At 44.9% G+C, this 15,409-nt stretch carries 15 protein-coding genes and 1 other annotated feature; of the genes, 8 read left to right on the top strand and 7 right to left on the bottom strand.

Features of this window, described 5'->3' with window-relative positions:
• Positions 1-163: 163 nt before the first annotated feature.
• The 3 genes from FS806_RS23685 (at position 164) to FS806_RS23675 (ending at position 2,710) form a co-directional block, all read left to right on the top strand.
• Positions 164-871, top strand: a complete 708-nt coding sequence (locus FS806_RS23685; protein WP_144941621.1) for a DNA alkylation repair protein — start codon at positions 164-166, stop codon at positions 869-871.
• A 74-nt stretch (positions 872-945) separates the two neighbouring features.
• Positions 946-1,464: a hypothetical protein gene (locus FS806_RS23680; protein ID WP_222126758.1), complete on the top strand. Its 519-nt coding sequence runs from the start codon at positions 946-948 to the stop codon at positions 1,462-1,464.
• Positions 1,465-1,612: 148 nt separating this feature from the next.
• Positions 1,613-1,836: a binding site (T-box leader), on the top strand.
• Between the two features lie 67 nt (positions 1,837-1,903).
• The gene (locus FS806_RS23675) at positions 1,904-2,710 is read left to right on the top strand and encodes a class I SAM-dependent methyltransferase (RefSeq protein ID WP_144941617.1); all 807 of its coding nucleotides are present in this window, start codon (positions 1,904-1,906) and stop codon (positions 2,708-2,710) included.
• Between the two features lie 15 nt (positions 2,711-2,725).
• Here the strand turns inward: FS806_RS23675 and FS806_RS23670 are convergent, their stop codons facing one another.
• Genes FS806_RS23670 through FS806_RS23655 form a run of 4 tightly spaced genes read right to left on the bottom strand, consistent with a single transcriptional unit; the run spans position 2,726 to position 5,475 of the window.
• Positions 2,726-3,598 carry a CPBP family intramembrane glutamic endopeptidase gene (locus FS806_RS23670; RefSeq protein WP_144941615.1) on the bottom strand — a complete coding sequence of 291 codons (873 nt, stop codon included), beginning with the start codon at positions 3,596-3,598 and terminating at the stop codon, positions 2,726-2,728.
• Positions 3,599-3,609: 11 nt separating this feature from the next.
• Positions 3,610-4,236 carry an ABC-2 transporter permease gene (locus FS806_RS23665; protein ID WP_144941613.1) on the bottom strand — a complete coding sequence of 209 codons (627 nt, stop codon included), beginning with the start codon at positions 4,234-4,236 and terminating at the stop codon, positions 3,610-3,612.
• Positions 4,229-5,095, bottom strand: a complete 867-nt coding sequence (locus tag FS806_RS23660; RefSeq protein WP_144941611.1) for an ABC transporter ATP-binding protein — start codon at positions 5,093-5,095, stop codon at positions 4,229-4,231. The genes FS806_RS23665 and FS806_RS23660 overlap by 8 nt, the downstream gene beginning before the upstream one ends.
• A complete protein-coding gene (locus tag FS806_RS23655) occupies positions 5,092-5,475 on the bottom strand; it encodes a GntR family transcriptional regulator (RefSeq protein WP_144941609.1) in 384 nt (127 codons plus the stop codon). Before FS806_RS23655 ends, FS806_RS23660 begins: the two co-directional genes overlap by 4 nt.
• 158 nt (positions 5,476-5,633) lie before the next feature.
• Between FS806_RS23655 and FS806_RS23650 the strand changes: the two genes are divergently transcribed.
• Positions 5,634-6,224: a GNAT family N-acetyltransferase gene (locus FS806_RS23650; protein ID WP_144941607.1), complete on the top strand. Its 591-nt coding sequence runs from the start codon at positions 5,634-5,636 to the stop codon at positions 6,222-6,224.
• 50 nt (positions 6,225-6,274) lie between these two features.
• Here the strand turns inward: FS806_RS23650 and tkt are convergent, their stop codons facing one another.
• Genes tkt through FS806_RS23635 form a run of 3 tightly spaced genes read right to left on the bottom strand, consistent with a single transcriptional unit; the run spans position 6,275 to position 11,080 of the window.
• Positions 6,275-8,284 carry a transketolase gene (gene tkt, locus FS806_RS23645; protein ID WP_144941605.1) on the bottom strand — a complete coding sequence of 670 codons (2,010 nt, stop codon included), beginning with the start codon at positions 8,282-8,284 and terminating at the stop codon, positions 6,275-6,277.
• A 27-nt stretch (positions 8,285-8,311) separates the two neighbouring features.
• Complete coding sequence (locus tag FS806_RS23640; protein WP_222126757.1) at positions 8,312-9,991, bottom strand: ribulokinase; 1,680 nt, start codon at positions 9,989-9,991, stop codon at positions 8,312-8,314.
• Positions 9,992-10,030: 39 nt separating this feature from the next.
• The gene (locus FS806_RS23635) at positions 10,031-11,080 is read right to left on the bottom strand and encodes an NAD(P)-dependent alcohol dehydrogenase (RefSeq protein WP_144941603.1); all 1,050 of its coding nucleotides are present in this window, start codon (positions 11,078-11,080) and stop codon (positions 10,031-10,033) included.
• A gap of 292 nt (positions 11,081-11,372) precedes the next feature.
• Here FS806_RS23635 and FS806_RS23630 point away from each other — a divergent pair, with 292 nt between their 5' ends.
• The 4 genes from FS806_RS23630 to FS806_RS23615 all read left to right on the top strand — a co-directional run bounded on the left by FS806_RS23630 (position 11,373) and on the right by FS806_RS23615 (position 15,376).
• A complete protein-coding gene (locus tag FS806_RS23630; RefSeq protein WP_144941601.1) occupies positions 11,373-12,599 on the top strand; it encodes an ROK family transcriptional regulator in 1,227 nt (408 codons plus the stop codon).
• Between the two features lie 90 nt (positions 12,600-12,689).
• A complete protein-coding gene (locus tag FS806_RS23625; protein ID WP_186328516.1) occupies positions 12,690-14,066 on the top strand; it encodes an ABC transporter substrate-binding protein in 1,377 nt (458 codons plus the stop codon).
• Positions 14,067-14,147: 81 nt separating this feature from the next.
• A complete protein-coding gene (locus tag FS806_RS23620; RefSeq protein WP_144941597.1) occupies positions 14,148-15,023 on the top strand; it encodes a carbohydrate ABC transporter permease in 876 nt (291 codons plus the stop codon).
• Positions 15,024-15,049: 26 nt separating this feature from the next.
• The gene (locus FS806_RS23615; RefSeq protein WP_144941595.1) at positions 15,050-15,376 is read left to right on the top strand and encodes an ABC transporter permease family protein; all 327 of its coding nucleotides are present in this window, start codon (positions 15,050-15,052) and stop codon (positions 15,374-15,376) included.
• Positions 15,377-15,409: the final 33 nt, after the last annotated feature.

Below are 15,409 nucleotides of genomic sequence, written 5' to 3'. Positions count from 1 at the left end.
ACCTCAGTATTACATTCACCGTTAGTTCAGTCACATCATGCAATTATGCCGATTTTCGCTCTGCGAAAGTTGAGTTAATTAGGTATGGAAAGTAACGGTGCATGGACAGCCTTTGATTAAGGAAAGGAAGTTCGACTAAGCTTAAAGAAGGGAGTGTTAAACAATGGATTTTGAAATGGTGATGCAGGAGCTTGAAGCTCTTAGTAACGAACGACTCAAGAAGATGTATATATCCAACGGTGCACATGAACCGCTTTTTGGCGTGGCGACAGGCAAGATGAAGCCCATTTTCAGAAAAACTAAAATCAATCAACCTCTGGCCGAGCAGCTTTACGCAACAGGGAACTACGACGCCATGTACTTTGCCGGCATCATTGCTGATCCGAAAGTGATGACCGAGGCGGATTTTGAGCGTTGGATGGACGGGGCTTATTTTTATATGCTATCCGATTACGTGGTGGCGGTAACGTTGGCGGAAACCGATATTGCGCAAGCAGTCGCCGATAAATGGATCGCAAGCGGCGAAGAGTTGAGAATGTCGGCGGGCTGGAGCTGTTACTGCTGGCTTTTGGGCAGTCGGCCTGACTCTGAGTTTGCCGAAAGCAAAATCGCTAACCTGTTGGAGGTTGTGGAAAAAACGATTCACGATGCACCCGAACGGGCAAAATACGCGATGAACAATTTTATGTACACAGTCGCTGTATCTTATTTGCCGCTCCATGATAAGGCTGTCGAAACGGCTAAGGCGGTAGGCCCGGTTGAAGTCCAAAAAGACAAGAAGAAAAGCAAATTGTTGAACGCCTCCGAAAATATCCAAAAGTCAATAAATAGAGGGCAGCTTGGGTTCAAACGCAAATATGTGAGATGTTAATGTTTAGTGTGCTGCATTCAGCAACGATGCAGGTGAAGTATAGTGTTGATGACTAAGAGGAGCGGATCGTCGGAATGCTGGGGACTGTGGCGTGGCCTTTGGCGACGGCGGTTAAGGAGGGGAAAAAAATGGCGTTGGAGCATGAATTTTACCTCATTCCTAATACAATAGATGTAGAACATTTATGGATGAATAGAGTAAATAATCCTAAAATTATCGATAGTGTAGTGATTCATGATGACATTATTCAATACGTTAGCGACACATTAAAATGGATTCCAAGCAGAAATCCGGAGCTACATGGGACACCGATTAGTACAGGGATTAACTATTACGGCGTGACCCTTTTTGATAAGGATTCCGCTATTATTTTAAAAAGCATATTTTCCTCTTGGAGAGACTTATTTCTGAACTCACCGGCAGTATTAGAGCTTACAGGAGAATTTGTTATGGTTCAGGATGGGGAACAATCGGGTCATTATGAAAAGTTAGCTTATAATCGAAATGAAATTATACACCAATTCGAAAAGATCATTTCATTTTCCGATAGATTGTCCGAAGGTAAATTTTATCTATACCATTGTGGAATATAGAGCTTGCTGTCTGCTGCCTTTCCCGCCTACGGATATACGAAAGGCCTTCATAATATTGACGGTTAAGGGACGTGAGCAGCCGCCGAAAGCTAAGTATCTGTTGACAGGTAGTATTTGGAAGCGCTATACTTGGTTAAATTCAATATCGTTAAACGCTATGACTGGGAGTATTAAGGCTTGACTATTGTCCAGAGAACTGTCGTATCGGTGCGAGACAGTCAATGGTTTCCCCAACTCACCCATGAGCGGTAAGGCTGAATTCGGCAGGCCTTAACGGATAACCCCCGTCATCAGGTTTGAAGATGGTTCGTTTATCTGAATCCAACGAATCAATAAGAGTGGTACCGCGAAGGAAAACCTATCGCCTCTTTGCAGGCAATAGGTTTTTTTTGATTTCAGTTTGAACAAACCAATTAAAATGATGGGCAGGTGCAATCGGATGGAAAACGTGATTGATTATTATTCCCGTTTTGACGAGTGGGGCAGGCTGGATAGGGAACCTCTTGAGTTTATCATTAACTGGCATTACATTAAACAATACTTACCACCCCATGGCAATGTACTGGATAATGGAGCAGGACCCGGAAAATATTCTATGGAGTTAGCAAGACATGGATTCAATGTAACTCTTTCGGATTTAACGCCCGGATTAGTTGAAATGGCTAAGGTGAAGGCAGACGAACTGGGATTAACGAAACACTTCAAGGGCTTTCATGTGTTAAATGCTGCCAATTTAGACGAATTACCCAATGAGGAATTTGATGCTTCCCTCATGTTAGGGCCTCTTTACCATTTGCAAAGGGAAGAAGATCGAATTAACGCTGTAACAGAGTTATTCCGCGTTACAAAAAAGGGAGGTATCATCTTCGTCGCATTTCAGAGTAGGATGAGAATGACAATTACTTCCTTGCAATACCCACAACACTGGAAGCCAAACGACACTATGGATTCAATAAATGAGTTCCGCGCTACTGGAATTTTTAATCACGCAGATAAAGGCCGATTTACGGGGGCTTATTACTTCAACATCAATGATATCAAGCCCTTCATGGAAAGCCATGGGTTTGAAACCGTTGATTTGATTGGTTCCTCTAGTATCGGCGGGTTGATTAGTAACGAACAAAGGCAGTTTTGGGAAGAAAAAGGTGAGTCACAGAAGTTGATGAATTTACTTATTGAACTTGCCAAGGATCCCTCTGTATTAGGCATTTCAACTCATTTGTTGTATATCGGCAGAAGAAAATAACTAACCCAAAAAAGGTTAAAGCTTTCGAATGACTCCCCTTTTCTGTATCAAACGCTTAACACCCAGGATAACGAGCGATAAAATGATGCCCCCGATAATCATCATACTGATAGAGAGTAAGGCGCCGACTCCAGGCTCGGATTCACGAAAGGTTATGATTGGCGGTACGCGATATTGATATGGCGAGACGACAAACCTCATGATTTCCAAGTAGGCGAGGTGAAAACCGATCGATGCCCAGAGACTCCCGGTCCATAGACGAAGCAGCTGCAAACATATTCCGAAGCATGCAATTAATAGGATATAAAAAATATTAATGGATACTCCGGGAGCAAGACCAACAAGCGCTTGAATCTGGGCAACGGCTACAGTGACAGATACAAACAGCAGGGTTTGAAGCAATACGGATAACCATGCGGCGAATCGATGACGCAGGACATCGTACAGCATACCCCGCAATCCGAGCTCCTCCGGCAAAGCTTCATAGAAAAAAGCAAATAAAAGATTGATGAGCAGCGCAACAAACCACTGGTCGGGGGCATGCCATTTTTCAATAACGATCCACCCTTGCAAACCGGCTATAATGAAACCCAATGAAGCCAATGCAATGGCCAAGAGAATGCCGGTAATAAAGTGATTTAGCCTTTTCCAGGAATATACCGGCGTCTCCGGTTTATCGCCGGCCATCCGATAGACATGCTGATACAAATAGAAAATGATAGGAACGACGAGCCCGCTCATGACAAAACCTTTAACGAATGATTGAGAATTTCTCGATAGTCCGAACCACTGTTCAGCGACATCGCCGGAAAGCGCAGCCAGGAAGAGACTCACGACTAATGTTGCCCATCCGGCGAGCATATAAAGTATCCATTTCTTATCTTTCATTATGCGTTCTCCTATAAGTCTTTTCTATTGAACAGTTTTACAGTTAAATAATAAGAAGCAATGAACAGCAGCAAGATACCGAGCAGGATCAGATATAACGCTCCGTCGCCCCCCAAACTATTCCCATTTATCATATTCATAACAACAGCCGTAGGCTGCGCCAGAGCTATCATGATTATGAAGAATACGGCATTGATAATAGCGGTTCCTTTCTTGCTGAATGCGTAAAAGAGCGGCAAATAGACGGAAGCCAGAACAAGCACTATACCTGCGGGGCCCAGAATGTCCATGACGGTATAGTCCGGTTTATTAAGCTCTGGAACGGCTAGTTTAACCAGCCAGTGAATCCCGTAAGAAGCAAGGACTCCAAAAAGCATATAAATGATGGCTGTTATATATTTGGCTTGCACAATATGCTTGCGTTTAACGGGCAGCGTAACCAGGAAATTATGGTTATGGTTTTTGATATCGATCATCGTACCGTGACTAAGTGTCGCGAAAGCCGTATAGATCCCCACAATGTGAATAGATGATGAAAGCTTCGGTATAAAAACGGCACTGAATACAACAAGATACAGCATAGTCATCCATAGCGAGCTTTTTAAAGCGATGAAATCTTTGCGAAGCAGGTTAAGCATGAATTCGTTCCCCCTTGGCGGTAAAATACATGATGTCTTCTAAGGTTGGTTTCGTCAAAACAGCATAATCGCCAAATAACTGTGCGGCCTCCTCCTTGTTGTCCACCAAGCCCTCGAAACCAACAGAGGTCTCGCGAATCCCGATAAATTTATTGCGAATATCGGAATCAAGCAGCTCCGAGTCGCCTTTAACGATCGCGTATCTCTCGAGCACTTCATCTTTCGCTTCATTAAATACGAGCTTGCCGCGATGGATGAAAGCAATGTAGTCGGCGATACGGTCCAAATCCGTCGTGATATGGGTCGAGAAGATAATCGAGTTTCTCTCGTCCTGCATCATATCCGCAAGCAGATCCAGCATCTCCCTTCTAAACACGGGATCAAGGCCAGAGGTCGGCTCATCCATGATTAGGAGCTCGGCTTCATGCGATAAAGCGACGGCAAGGGAAAACTTGACTTTCATCCCCTTGGATAACTGTCCAATCTTCTTCTCGGGGGACAACTCGAACTGTTCAAGATAGCCGTTAAACTTCTTTTCATTCCACTTCTTATAGAATGGCGCGATGATCTTCTTCATGTCGCGAATCGTAAGATGCTCATAATAGAAGCAATCATCCGACACGATGCCGATACGCTGCTTAATGTCGATTTCATGTTTAGACATATCGCGGCCCAATATTGTGATACTCCCGGAGTCCGGATGGATAATACCAAGCATCATCTTGATCAAGGTGCTCTTGCCGACGCCATTCGGACCAATGAGTCCGGTAATGTAGCCCTGTTTCACATCCAAAGAGACATCATCGACCGTAAATTGCGGGTAGGTTTTCGTTAGATTACGTAATTCTATGGCATTCATGGTGTCTGTTCCTCCTCGAACAATAAAGTGAGATGGTCGATGACCTCTTGTTGATTCATATTTAACTCCTTGCTTTCCCGAATGATCTCTATCATTTTCTCTTCCAGTCGTTTCATGCGCTGCTCCCGAATGAAATCTTTATTTGCTCCCGATACGAAACTGCCCTTCCCTACGACTGAGTCGATCAGCTTCTCTTTCTCCAGCTCTTCATAGGCACGCTTGGTCGTAATAACGCTAACCTGCAAATCTTTCGCCAGCTGCCTGATGGAGGGAAGGCTGTCCCCTGCACGTAATTCACCGCTCAGAATGCTCTGTCTAATCTGGTTCATAATCTGTATATAAATCGGATCGCTCGATGCATTGGATATAATAATATTCAGATTCCTTCACCTCACTGCCGTCAACATAGTGAATACCGTATATATATAATATATACACTATTCACCCCTTCGTCAATCAATAATTTATTTGTATTTGAACCTGGTTTCATCGTGTAATATAGGGAATATAAGCTATACGACTAAGGAGACAACTATTTATGAACATTACCATCAGAAAAGAACGGCCCGAGGATTATAAGATTACTGAATCCGTAGTACAGAATGCATTTGCCAATATGGAGCACAGTGATAAGAAAGAACATGAATTGGTATCCCGAATCAGAGAGACGGACGGATTCATCCCTGACTTGTCTTTAGTAGCCGTTAATGAAAACAATAAAGAAATTGTCGGACATATTCTTCTATCCGCAATAAAAATTGTTGAAGGTAATCAAATTGCGGAGTCGCTTGCTCTTGCACCTGTTTCCGTTTTACCGGATTATCAAAATAAAGGCATAGGAAGGTTATTGATTCTAGAAGCATTACACAAGGCCAAAGAACTCGGGCACCCTTCTGTCATTGTCATGGGACACCCGGAATATTATCCGAAGTTCGGCTTCCAAAGAGCGTCTCTGTGGTCGATAAAAGCACCATTCGAAGTGCCGGATGAAGCATTTATGGCAATAGAGCTGCGTGAAGATTCTCTCGAACATGTTTCTGGAGTGTTGAATATCCAAGCGTATTCTTTGAATAAGCAACAAAAGCTGCAGACATCATGTCTGCAGCTTTTGATTATGAAATTCTTATAGATGATCACAATTTCGGAAGCTCTGACTAAATTCCAACTGTACCGCCACACTTAATGAACATCAAGCAGATTCTTCACACGTTTGGCAATTTCGCTTACGTTGAAGCCGTACTTTTCGATTATCGTGTCTCCCGGAGCGGAAGCTCCGAATCGGTCAATCGCAATAATATCGCCTTCATGGCCTACATATCGTTCCCAGCCGAGAGAGGAAGCCATCTCGATGGCAACCCGTTTGGTAACCGATGGGGGCAAGACGGAATGTTTATATTCTACACTTTGCTTCTCAAAGCGATCCCAAGACGGCATGCTGACAACCGCTACATCGATTTGTTCTTCGGCTAGCGCTTGTTGAACCTGTACGGCAAGATGAACCTCGGAGCCGGTAGCCAGCAATAAAGCTTGCGGACGATCCGATCTCCCTTTGGAGATCACGTAAGCCCCTTTGGAAACCCCCTCATAAGCCAGCAGATGGGTATCTTTCATCGTAGGCAGATTTTGCCGGCTGAGCACCAGTGCAGTTGGAGTGTCCTTGGATTCTATCGCTAATCTCCAGGCCGCTTTCGTTTCGTTGGCATCCGCCGGACGAATGACGGACAGGTTAGGCATCGCTCTCAAGGAGGCCAACTGTTCAATGGGCTCGTGGGTCGGTCCATCCTCACCCACCGCAATACTATCGTGTGTAAAGACATAGGTAACCGGCAAGCCCATAAGGGCTGCCAAACGAATGGCCGGACGCAAATAATCGGAGAAGACAAAAAATGTGCCGGCATACGGTTTTAACCCGCCATGCAGAGCCAATCCGTTGAGTATGGCCCCCATGGCAAACTCCCGGACTCCGAACCAAATGTTTTTCCCGTGATAGGATTGCGGCAGGAACGGCTCTGTATGTTTGATCATTGTTTTATTGGAGCTGGCAAGGTCGGCGGACCCGCCGATGACGCTCGGTAACTCTTTAGCCAGCACGTTGATGATTTGTTCGGAAACGGCACGGCTTGCCGCAGAGCTTCCGAACGGATATTGGGGCAGGATTGCATCCCAATCGGGTGTGAAACGATCTTCGATGACCGCCTGAAGCTGCTTGGCCAGATCGGGATAAGCAAGAGCATACTTTTCCCACAGCTCCTGCCATGCTTTTTCTTGATTCATTCCTCTTAGGGCAACTTCCTCATGGAAATGAGCGTACACTTCCTCCGGAACATGGAACGGCGACTCGTGAGTCCATTGCAATGCCTGTTTCGTCAATCTCGCTTCCTCGGTACCTAACGGCGAGCCGTGCGAAGCGGATTTGCCGGCTTTGTTCGGCGAACCGTAACCGATCGTCGTCTTGATTTCGATAAGCGCAGGCTTGGTCAGATCAGCTTGGGCAAGCTCCAGAGCACGTGAAATTTGCTCAGTATCATTCCCATCCGCTACCTTGATATATTGCCAGCCTTGGGCTTCAAATCTTTGCTTTACGTCTTCGGAAAACGACATATTCAGCTCGCCATCCAAAGAGATATCGTTGGAATCGTACAGCACGATTAATTTGCCCAATTTCAAATGTCCGGCAAGCGAGGCAGCTTCGTAGGAGACGCCTTCCATCAAATCTCCATCGCCGCAAATGACATACGTAAAGTGATCGACAACGCTCAAACCAGGTTGATTGTACACGGCGGCGAGATGCTGTTCTGCCATTGCGATACCTACAGCAGTAGCCATGCCTTGACCAAGAGGACCCGTAGTCGCCTCGACTCCTGGCGTATGCCTATATTCCGGATGACCCGGCGTCTTGCTCTGCCACTGGCGGAATTGCTTTAAATCTTCCATAGATACTGCATAGCCGGAAAGATGCAGTAAACTGTAAAGCAGGCTCGAGCCGTGACCGGCTGACAGAACGAAGCGGTCGCGGTTGAACCAGGCCGGATTGGTCGGATTATGATTCATAAATCGGGTCCACAGCGTATATGCCATAGGGGCGCAGCCCAGGGGCATGCCGGGATGTCCCGAATTGGCCTGTTCTATCATATCAATGGCTAAGCTGCGCAGCGACAGAACAGATAACTGTTCAATGTTGGTCATCATATGCACGTCCTTTGTAGTATTAAATGATTATCTATGAAATTCCTCAATCGATTGAGCCAGCTTCATATACTGCCCGTATTTCATCGCATAGTCCTGCTGTTTGTCGGGATTCGGATAATAATCCGCCTCATAGGGTTCGCAATAAATTTGCTGTGCTTCTTCGATGCTTGCGAACAAACCGGCCGCGACTGCGGCATATATCGCCGCCCCTTTGGCACAGACTTGATCTTCTTTACTGATCATAATAGGCCGGCCTAATACGTCGCTCATTATTTGCATAATGTAAGGCGATTTTTTGGCGATCCCGCCAATCACGATGATGCGGTCGATTCGCAGTCCGTTTTCTATGAAACTGTCAAAAATACGCTTTGCGCCAAAAACGGCGGACATAATAAGCGCCTGATAAATAGCGGGTGCGGTGCTTCCTAAATGGAGTCCCGCCATCGTTCCTTTAACATTTTCATTCAATACGGGATAACGTCTGCCGTTAAACCAATCCAGGGCGGTGATTTGGTTGGCTGCAAGCAGCGGGATTTCCTTCGCGGCCTCTTCAAGCCGATAGAGCAGCTCCTTCGAGCATTGTTCCTGCAGCAGCTTCTTCTGCTCTTCCGATAACACTTCGCTATGCTGAAGCATTTGCTCGACCGGCCACAGCATGAGGGATTTGAACCATGCAAATATATCGCCAAATGCAGCTTGTCCTGCTTCAATCCCTACATATCCCGGGATGATGGAATGTTCAGCCATTCCGCATACATGCTTCATCTCTTTATTTTTCAAGCGTTCAGGCAGCTCGATCATCATATCAACGGTTGAAGTTCCCGCAACCTTTACCAAAGTATAAGGCCGGATCCCGGCTCCTACCGCTCCGGCATGAGCATCGAAAGAGCTCCCGGATATAATGACTTGTTCATTTATGCCCAATTGTGCGGCCCATGCTTTGGAAATGATGCCTGCGGCCGAATCGGCATGCCGGGGTCCGGAACCGTATCTTTGCTTCACTAATACTAAATACGGGTCCAATTGCTGTAGACATTCTTCCGACGGCAAACCGTTAAAAGCGCTGTGCCAAAGAGCTTTATGACCTGCAGCACAAGAAGAGCGATACATCGTCAGCGGATCGGTTTGTCCGGTCAGCAGGCCCACAAACCAATCGCAATGTTCCACCCACGTATAAGCGGCTTGTTTCACTCTATCATCTTTTCTTATCGTGTGCAGGATTTTGGCCCAAAACCATTCTGAAGAATAAGTGCCCTGATATTTCGTATAGTCAACGGAAGAAGTGGAAAAGACTGCGTTAATCTCTTCCGCTTCTGCAATAGCGGTATGATCCTTCCACAAATGAAACATGGCATTCGGGTTATCTGCAAATTCGGCCTTTAACGCCAAAGGAACTCCCGCTTCATCGATTGGACATGGCGTTGAACCGGTCGTATCTATTCCGATTCCGCCCAAACGCTGTCCGGCATGCTCGCCGGCACCGCTGAGCGCGGACTTAAAAGCGGCAGTAAAGGCCTCGATATAATCCAAGGGATGCTGCCGGTATTGACTGATCTCATCGCTGCAATACAGTCTTTGTGACCAACGCGGGTAAGCGCAGGATCCTTCGGAAAGGGTTCTGCCGGTCGCCCCGTCTACCATAACGACTCTTACCGAATCGCTGCCGAAATCCACCCCGGCTACCATTTTGCTAGATCTATTTTCCAAGTCAAAACCTCCTTTGTCTCCAAGCGGCAGCGGATGCGGTTAGCGGATGCGAATGACGCATTTCGTTACTTTGTCTTTATGCTGAATCGATTTCTCCATTGCTTCTTGAATGCGGTCGAATTCGAAAATATCGGAAACAATCTCTTTAAGCGGAATGATTCCTTTGGATACCGCTTCAATCGCCTTCGGATAAATGTTGCGGTAACGAAACACCGTTTTTACCGTTATTTCATTATCGATTATATTGTTAACGTGAATCTGTGCTTTCCCGCTGCTTGTATAACCTACAAGAACGATCGTTCCGCCGCGCTTGACCATTTTCGCCGTTTGCAAAATCGTTACCTCGGAGCCGGCGGTTTCAAATACATAATCCGCTCCCTCACCGTCCGATATGGACATCACGGCATCAATGGCATTGCCTTCACTGGCATTTACGGTATGGGTGCATCCTAATTGTTTCGCTTTTTCCAACCGGTTCTGCACCAGGTCGACCACCGTAATATTGTGCACGCCCATGCTCTTTAAAGAAAGCATAGTCAGCAGTCCGATAGCGCCTGCTCCTAATATGACGGCAGATGCCCCGACTTGGGCGCCGGATTGCAAGGCTGCATGCATACCGACGGCGAGCGGTTCCATCAATGCCCCTTCCAGCGTGCTTACATTGTCCGGAAGCTTAAAGCATAGATTTGCAGGATGCGAAATGTATTCGGCAAAGCATCCTTCCACCACGGGCAAGGAGGCGTAGAAATAAACCTTTGGACAAAGATTGTATCTTCCCGCCTTACAATAGTCGCACGTATAGCAAGGAATTCCCGGTTCTACGGCAACACGATCCCCTGGTTTTAGCGACGTTACATTTTTACCGACGGCTTCTACAACCCCGCCTGGTTCGTGTCCCAATACAATCGGTTCCGTGACATGTTTTTCTCCAATATAACCGTTTTCAAATAAATGCATATCTGAACCGCAGATTCCCACATAGTCCAGTCTAATTAACACATCATCATCTTTTACTTGGGGAATCGGCTTTTGTTCGAACTCCAGTTTACCTATTGTATTCATGATGGCTACCTTCATTGTTTCGCTCATGTCTTTTTCTCCTCGTTGTATTTAGAATGAATGATAAAATATACCCATATCATAAATTATAAAGTTTATCATGTAAACTCTTATGTACAAAAAAATTAAAGTAATTAATCCAAATTTTTCTAATTCGACACATTATTCCGCGAAGAGAACATTTTCCAATTGAAAAAATGCAGTCATTTTAGTTGACAACGCTTCCAGCGTGTAATATAGTCAAATTGTCGAAAGAAATAAAGTTGACCATGTAAATTTTTTGTATTATAAAAGTTTATATAATAAACAGAACGGAGGACAAATGAAAAGAGCACAAAATATTGATGAAGTGAAAAAGGCCAATCGCGGATTAGTGCTGAATTTGCTGCTGAGGCATCGAGTCATATCCAGAACGATGCTGGCTGCAAAAAGCGGATTAAATAAAGCGACCATAACTAACATCGTCAATGAATTTGAAGAAATGGGCGTGATTAAAGAACAAGGGCCTATCTTATCAGATAACGGACGGAAAATTACCGGAATTTCATTGGCTCTGGATGATGTCGTCTCCGTTGCTGTAAGAATTAATCGCGATGCCATTGAATTTGCTCTGTGCGATATTCAGGCCGCAGTGCTGCAAAAAAGCGCGGTCAAGATTGATAAGGGCACACCCATCTCTTCCATATTGAAGCTTATTTACGACGGAATAGACCAAATGATTGCCATGGATGCAAGCAAGAAGGTATTGGGCATCGGCATAGCGATTGTAGGTCCTTTAATGACCTATAACGGTAAAACGATTGCAAAGGTATATGATATGCCGGAGCTTTCCAAGGTGGATTTCCAGGAGCAGATCCAGGCCCAATATCCCCACTTGAACGTGTACATCGATCATGACGCAAACGTCTCTGCTCTAAGGGAATGGAGAGATTATGTAGAAGAAACAGGAAACACTAAAGGAATCATGATGTATCTGAACCTGGGAGACGGAATTGGCGGAGGAATCATTATCGATGGCCATTTGATCCGGGGAAAGAATGGGATCGCGGGTGAAATCGGACATATGGGCATCAACTTCAATGCCAAGCGCAGTGAATTCAATAAGGTAGGCATTCTGGAACGATATGCGGCCCCGGTAAATTTAGTCCGACTAGTGGAAGAAAGATTGCACGAGTTTCCAAATTCACAGCTTCATGAGCATTCTTCCATAAGCGAAATCTATCATTTGTATGAAAAGGATGACGAGCTCGCGGTTTGGGCAGTCAATCAGATGGCTTGGTTTCTTTCCTATGGAATCAAAAATCTTATATATATCCTGAACCCGGACACTATTGTGTTTGGAGATATGATTATCAATTCCCCCAAATTTTTGGCGCAGCTAAAAAACAACTTAAGCAGCGACCTGCCGGAGGAAATTGTGGACTCTATCGATATTCGCTTTTCCAAATATGAAAAGGGAGGCATGCTGGAAGGTGCCGGGTTGATGGTAGTCAGGAAGTATATGGATTCACTCGATATTATTGATTTCATCGAAACCCATTACGGGTAATTGAAAGGGGTGAGACGTTAAGCAAGCCAGCCATAGGAAGGCCTTATACAAGTTTTGTTCATCTATGTTCATCTAATGGAGGGTCAACGTATGAAAAAACAGCTTAAGTATGGATTGAATTTAGTCTCTGCATTTGCTTTGGCCGGAACCTTGCTAGTCGGATGTTCTAGCGGCAGCGGGCAAAATGAAAAAGAGGGTGCAGTGCTTAATATTGCTACAGTAAACAACAATGATATGGTCATTATGGAAGAGATGACTTCCGAATTTACCGAAAAGACAGGGATCAAAGTAAATTATACCGTTCTCTCCGAGAACGAAATTCGTTCGAAAATTACGCAGGATGTCGGTTTAGGCGGCGGACAGTATGATCTGTTTACAATCGGCGCTCAGGATTCAGCCGTTTATTTGGATAACGGTTGGACCGAGCCGTTGGACGGGCTGCTTAACAGCATGAGCGAAGAAGAGAAAGCTTGGTATGATGTCGAAGATATTTTTCCTGTAGTCAGAGATTCTTTATCCTCCGAAACGAAAGGTCTTGGAGCTCTCCCCTTTTATGCGGAAACGACCTTATTGTTCTATAATAAAGAAATTTTTGAAGCGAAAAATTTAACGATGCCGGAAAATCCTACTTGGGAACAGGTCTACGAGCTGGCCGCGGCAGCGCAGGATAAAGACAAAGGCATTGCCGGCATTGCACTAAGAGGCTTGCCCGGAAGCGGACAAAACATGTTTATTTTCAGTTCTATCGCCAACGCGTTTGGGGCACAATACTATGATATGGACTGGAAAGCTACGTTCAATACTCCGGAAATGAAAAACGCGATTGAATTCTACAAGAAAATTTTGACGGATGCCGGACAAGCCGGACCGACTTCTACTGGATATACGGAAGCATTGAACTTAATGTCGACCGGAAAAGCCGCGATGTGGTACGACGCCAGTGTATCGGCCGGCACGCTTGCCAACTCCAAAGATTCTATTGTTTCCGGAAAAATCGGATATGCCATGGCTCCGCTTCAAGTGAAGCAAGACGCCACCAATACGATTGGCGGCTGGGGCATAGCTATTAATGCTTCTTCGAAAAATAAAGAAGCCGCATTTAAGTTTCTGACATGGGCCACTAGCAAGGAATATATTAATCTGGTGGGCGAGAAAAAAGGCTGGGAAAGCACGCCGTCAGGCACTCGCGTTTCTACTTATGACAACGAAAATTATAAGCAAGCCAGTGATTTCGCGGACATTACCAAAAAAGCTATTTTACAAGTTGATTTTCGTAATCCTTCTGTTAATAAAACGCCGTATACCGGAAATTCGATTCCAAACATGGCCGAATATTCATCCTGGGGTGAACAAATCGCTCAATTGCTTGCGTCCTATTTAGTCGATCAGAAGAGTATTGATGCCGTATTGGAAGAAGGACAAAAAATATTGACCGATGTAGCTGTTTCAGGAGGATACGCGAAGTAACGATAGAACTACATTCTCCAAAATTACTGGTACGCTGCAAGAACGTACCAGTAATTTTATTAATTGCAGAGGAGAAGAACAATGAGTACAAAGGGCGATAAAAGCAAATTATTAATTCTTCCAGCTCTTATTGTAGTTGGAATTGTTACACAGATCCCATTTATCCTTACCATTATTTTTTCATTTATTAGCTGGAACGTGAAGAGACCCGATCTAGGCATTAATTTCGCCGGAATCGACAATTATAAAAAAATATTAACGGACGGCCAGTTCTACCAAGTAGTATTTAATTCTTTATTGATTGTCGTCGTTGCCTTAACGATCTGTACTGTGCTTGGCATTTTATTCGGTTTGATGCTTAACCGGAACTTCAGGGGCGTTAATCTGTTAAGAACGCTGTTTGTAATTCCTTATTTTGTAATGGAAGCGGTAGTCGGTATCATATGGAAGACATTAATGCTGAACCCGTCGCTTGGACTGAATTATTATATCTCCAACGCTCTTGGGATAGAACCGATAGATTTCTTCGGAAAGTATGCGCTTCTTACTATAATGATCCTAATCATATGGCAGTGGACCCCTTTCTTCTTTCTCATCATTATGGCCGGGTTGCAGAACATGCCCTCTGAAATAATAGAAAGCGCCAAAATCGATGGGGCTACAGGCTGGAAGCTGTTAACCCATATTCAACTGCCTCTCATTAGAGATCATATCAATGTTGCCATGACCTTGGGCTTGATCAATATTTTGAAGGTGTTCGGATTAATCTATGTAACGACATCCGGAGGTCCGGGCAGTTCGTCAAGCAATCTGCCGTACTATTCCTATAAGGCGCTGTTCTATGATTGGAATGTGGGAACCGCCGCCGCTATCGCCGTAGTTACCGTAGCGCTTACGCTTATTGTTGTCCAAAGATTCTATGGATTTATGATGAAAAAGAATACAAAGAATATATGAGCATCCTAGTCTAGGTGGTGAAAAAAATGAGCAGGCGTATTAAGAATAATCTGGTGACAACAATAGCGTATGCTGTGGTCTTAGTGTGGCTCTTTCCAATGCTGTACATGTTATTGTCCAGCTTCAAATTTGAAAGCCAGGTCGCCGTTCCATCACTAGCTTTTACACCGACAATGGACAACTACCGGGCAGTTGTCACTCCCGATTTTTTTAAACATTTATTCAACTCTGTGCAGGTTACTTTCGGCACGGTTATTATATCCGCAATTTTGGGGGTGCTGGGTTCCTACGCGTTGGTCTATTCCTCTATACTGGACAGTGAAAAGTTCTTGTCGAAAAATTCATGGGAATAAAGGTTAAAGGTGCATACAGGAAAAGTAACCCAA

Source organism: Paenibacillus sp. 32O-W (assembly GCF_007679495.1).
In the GTDB taxonomy this organism is placed as follows: Bacteria; Bacillota; Bacilli; order Paenibacillales; family NBRC-103111; genus Paenibacillus_L; species Paenibacillus_L residui.
The sequence above is the reverse complement of the archived record's forward strand: the minus strand, read 5'-3'. Positions and strand labels throughout refer to the sequence as shown.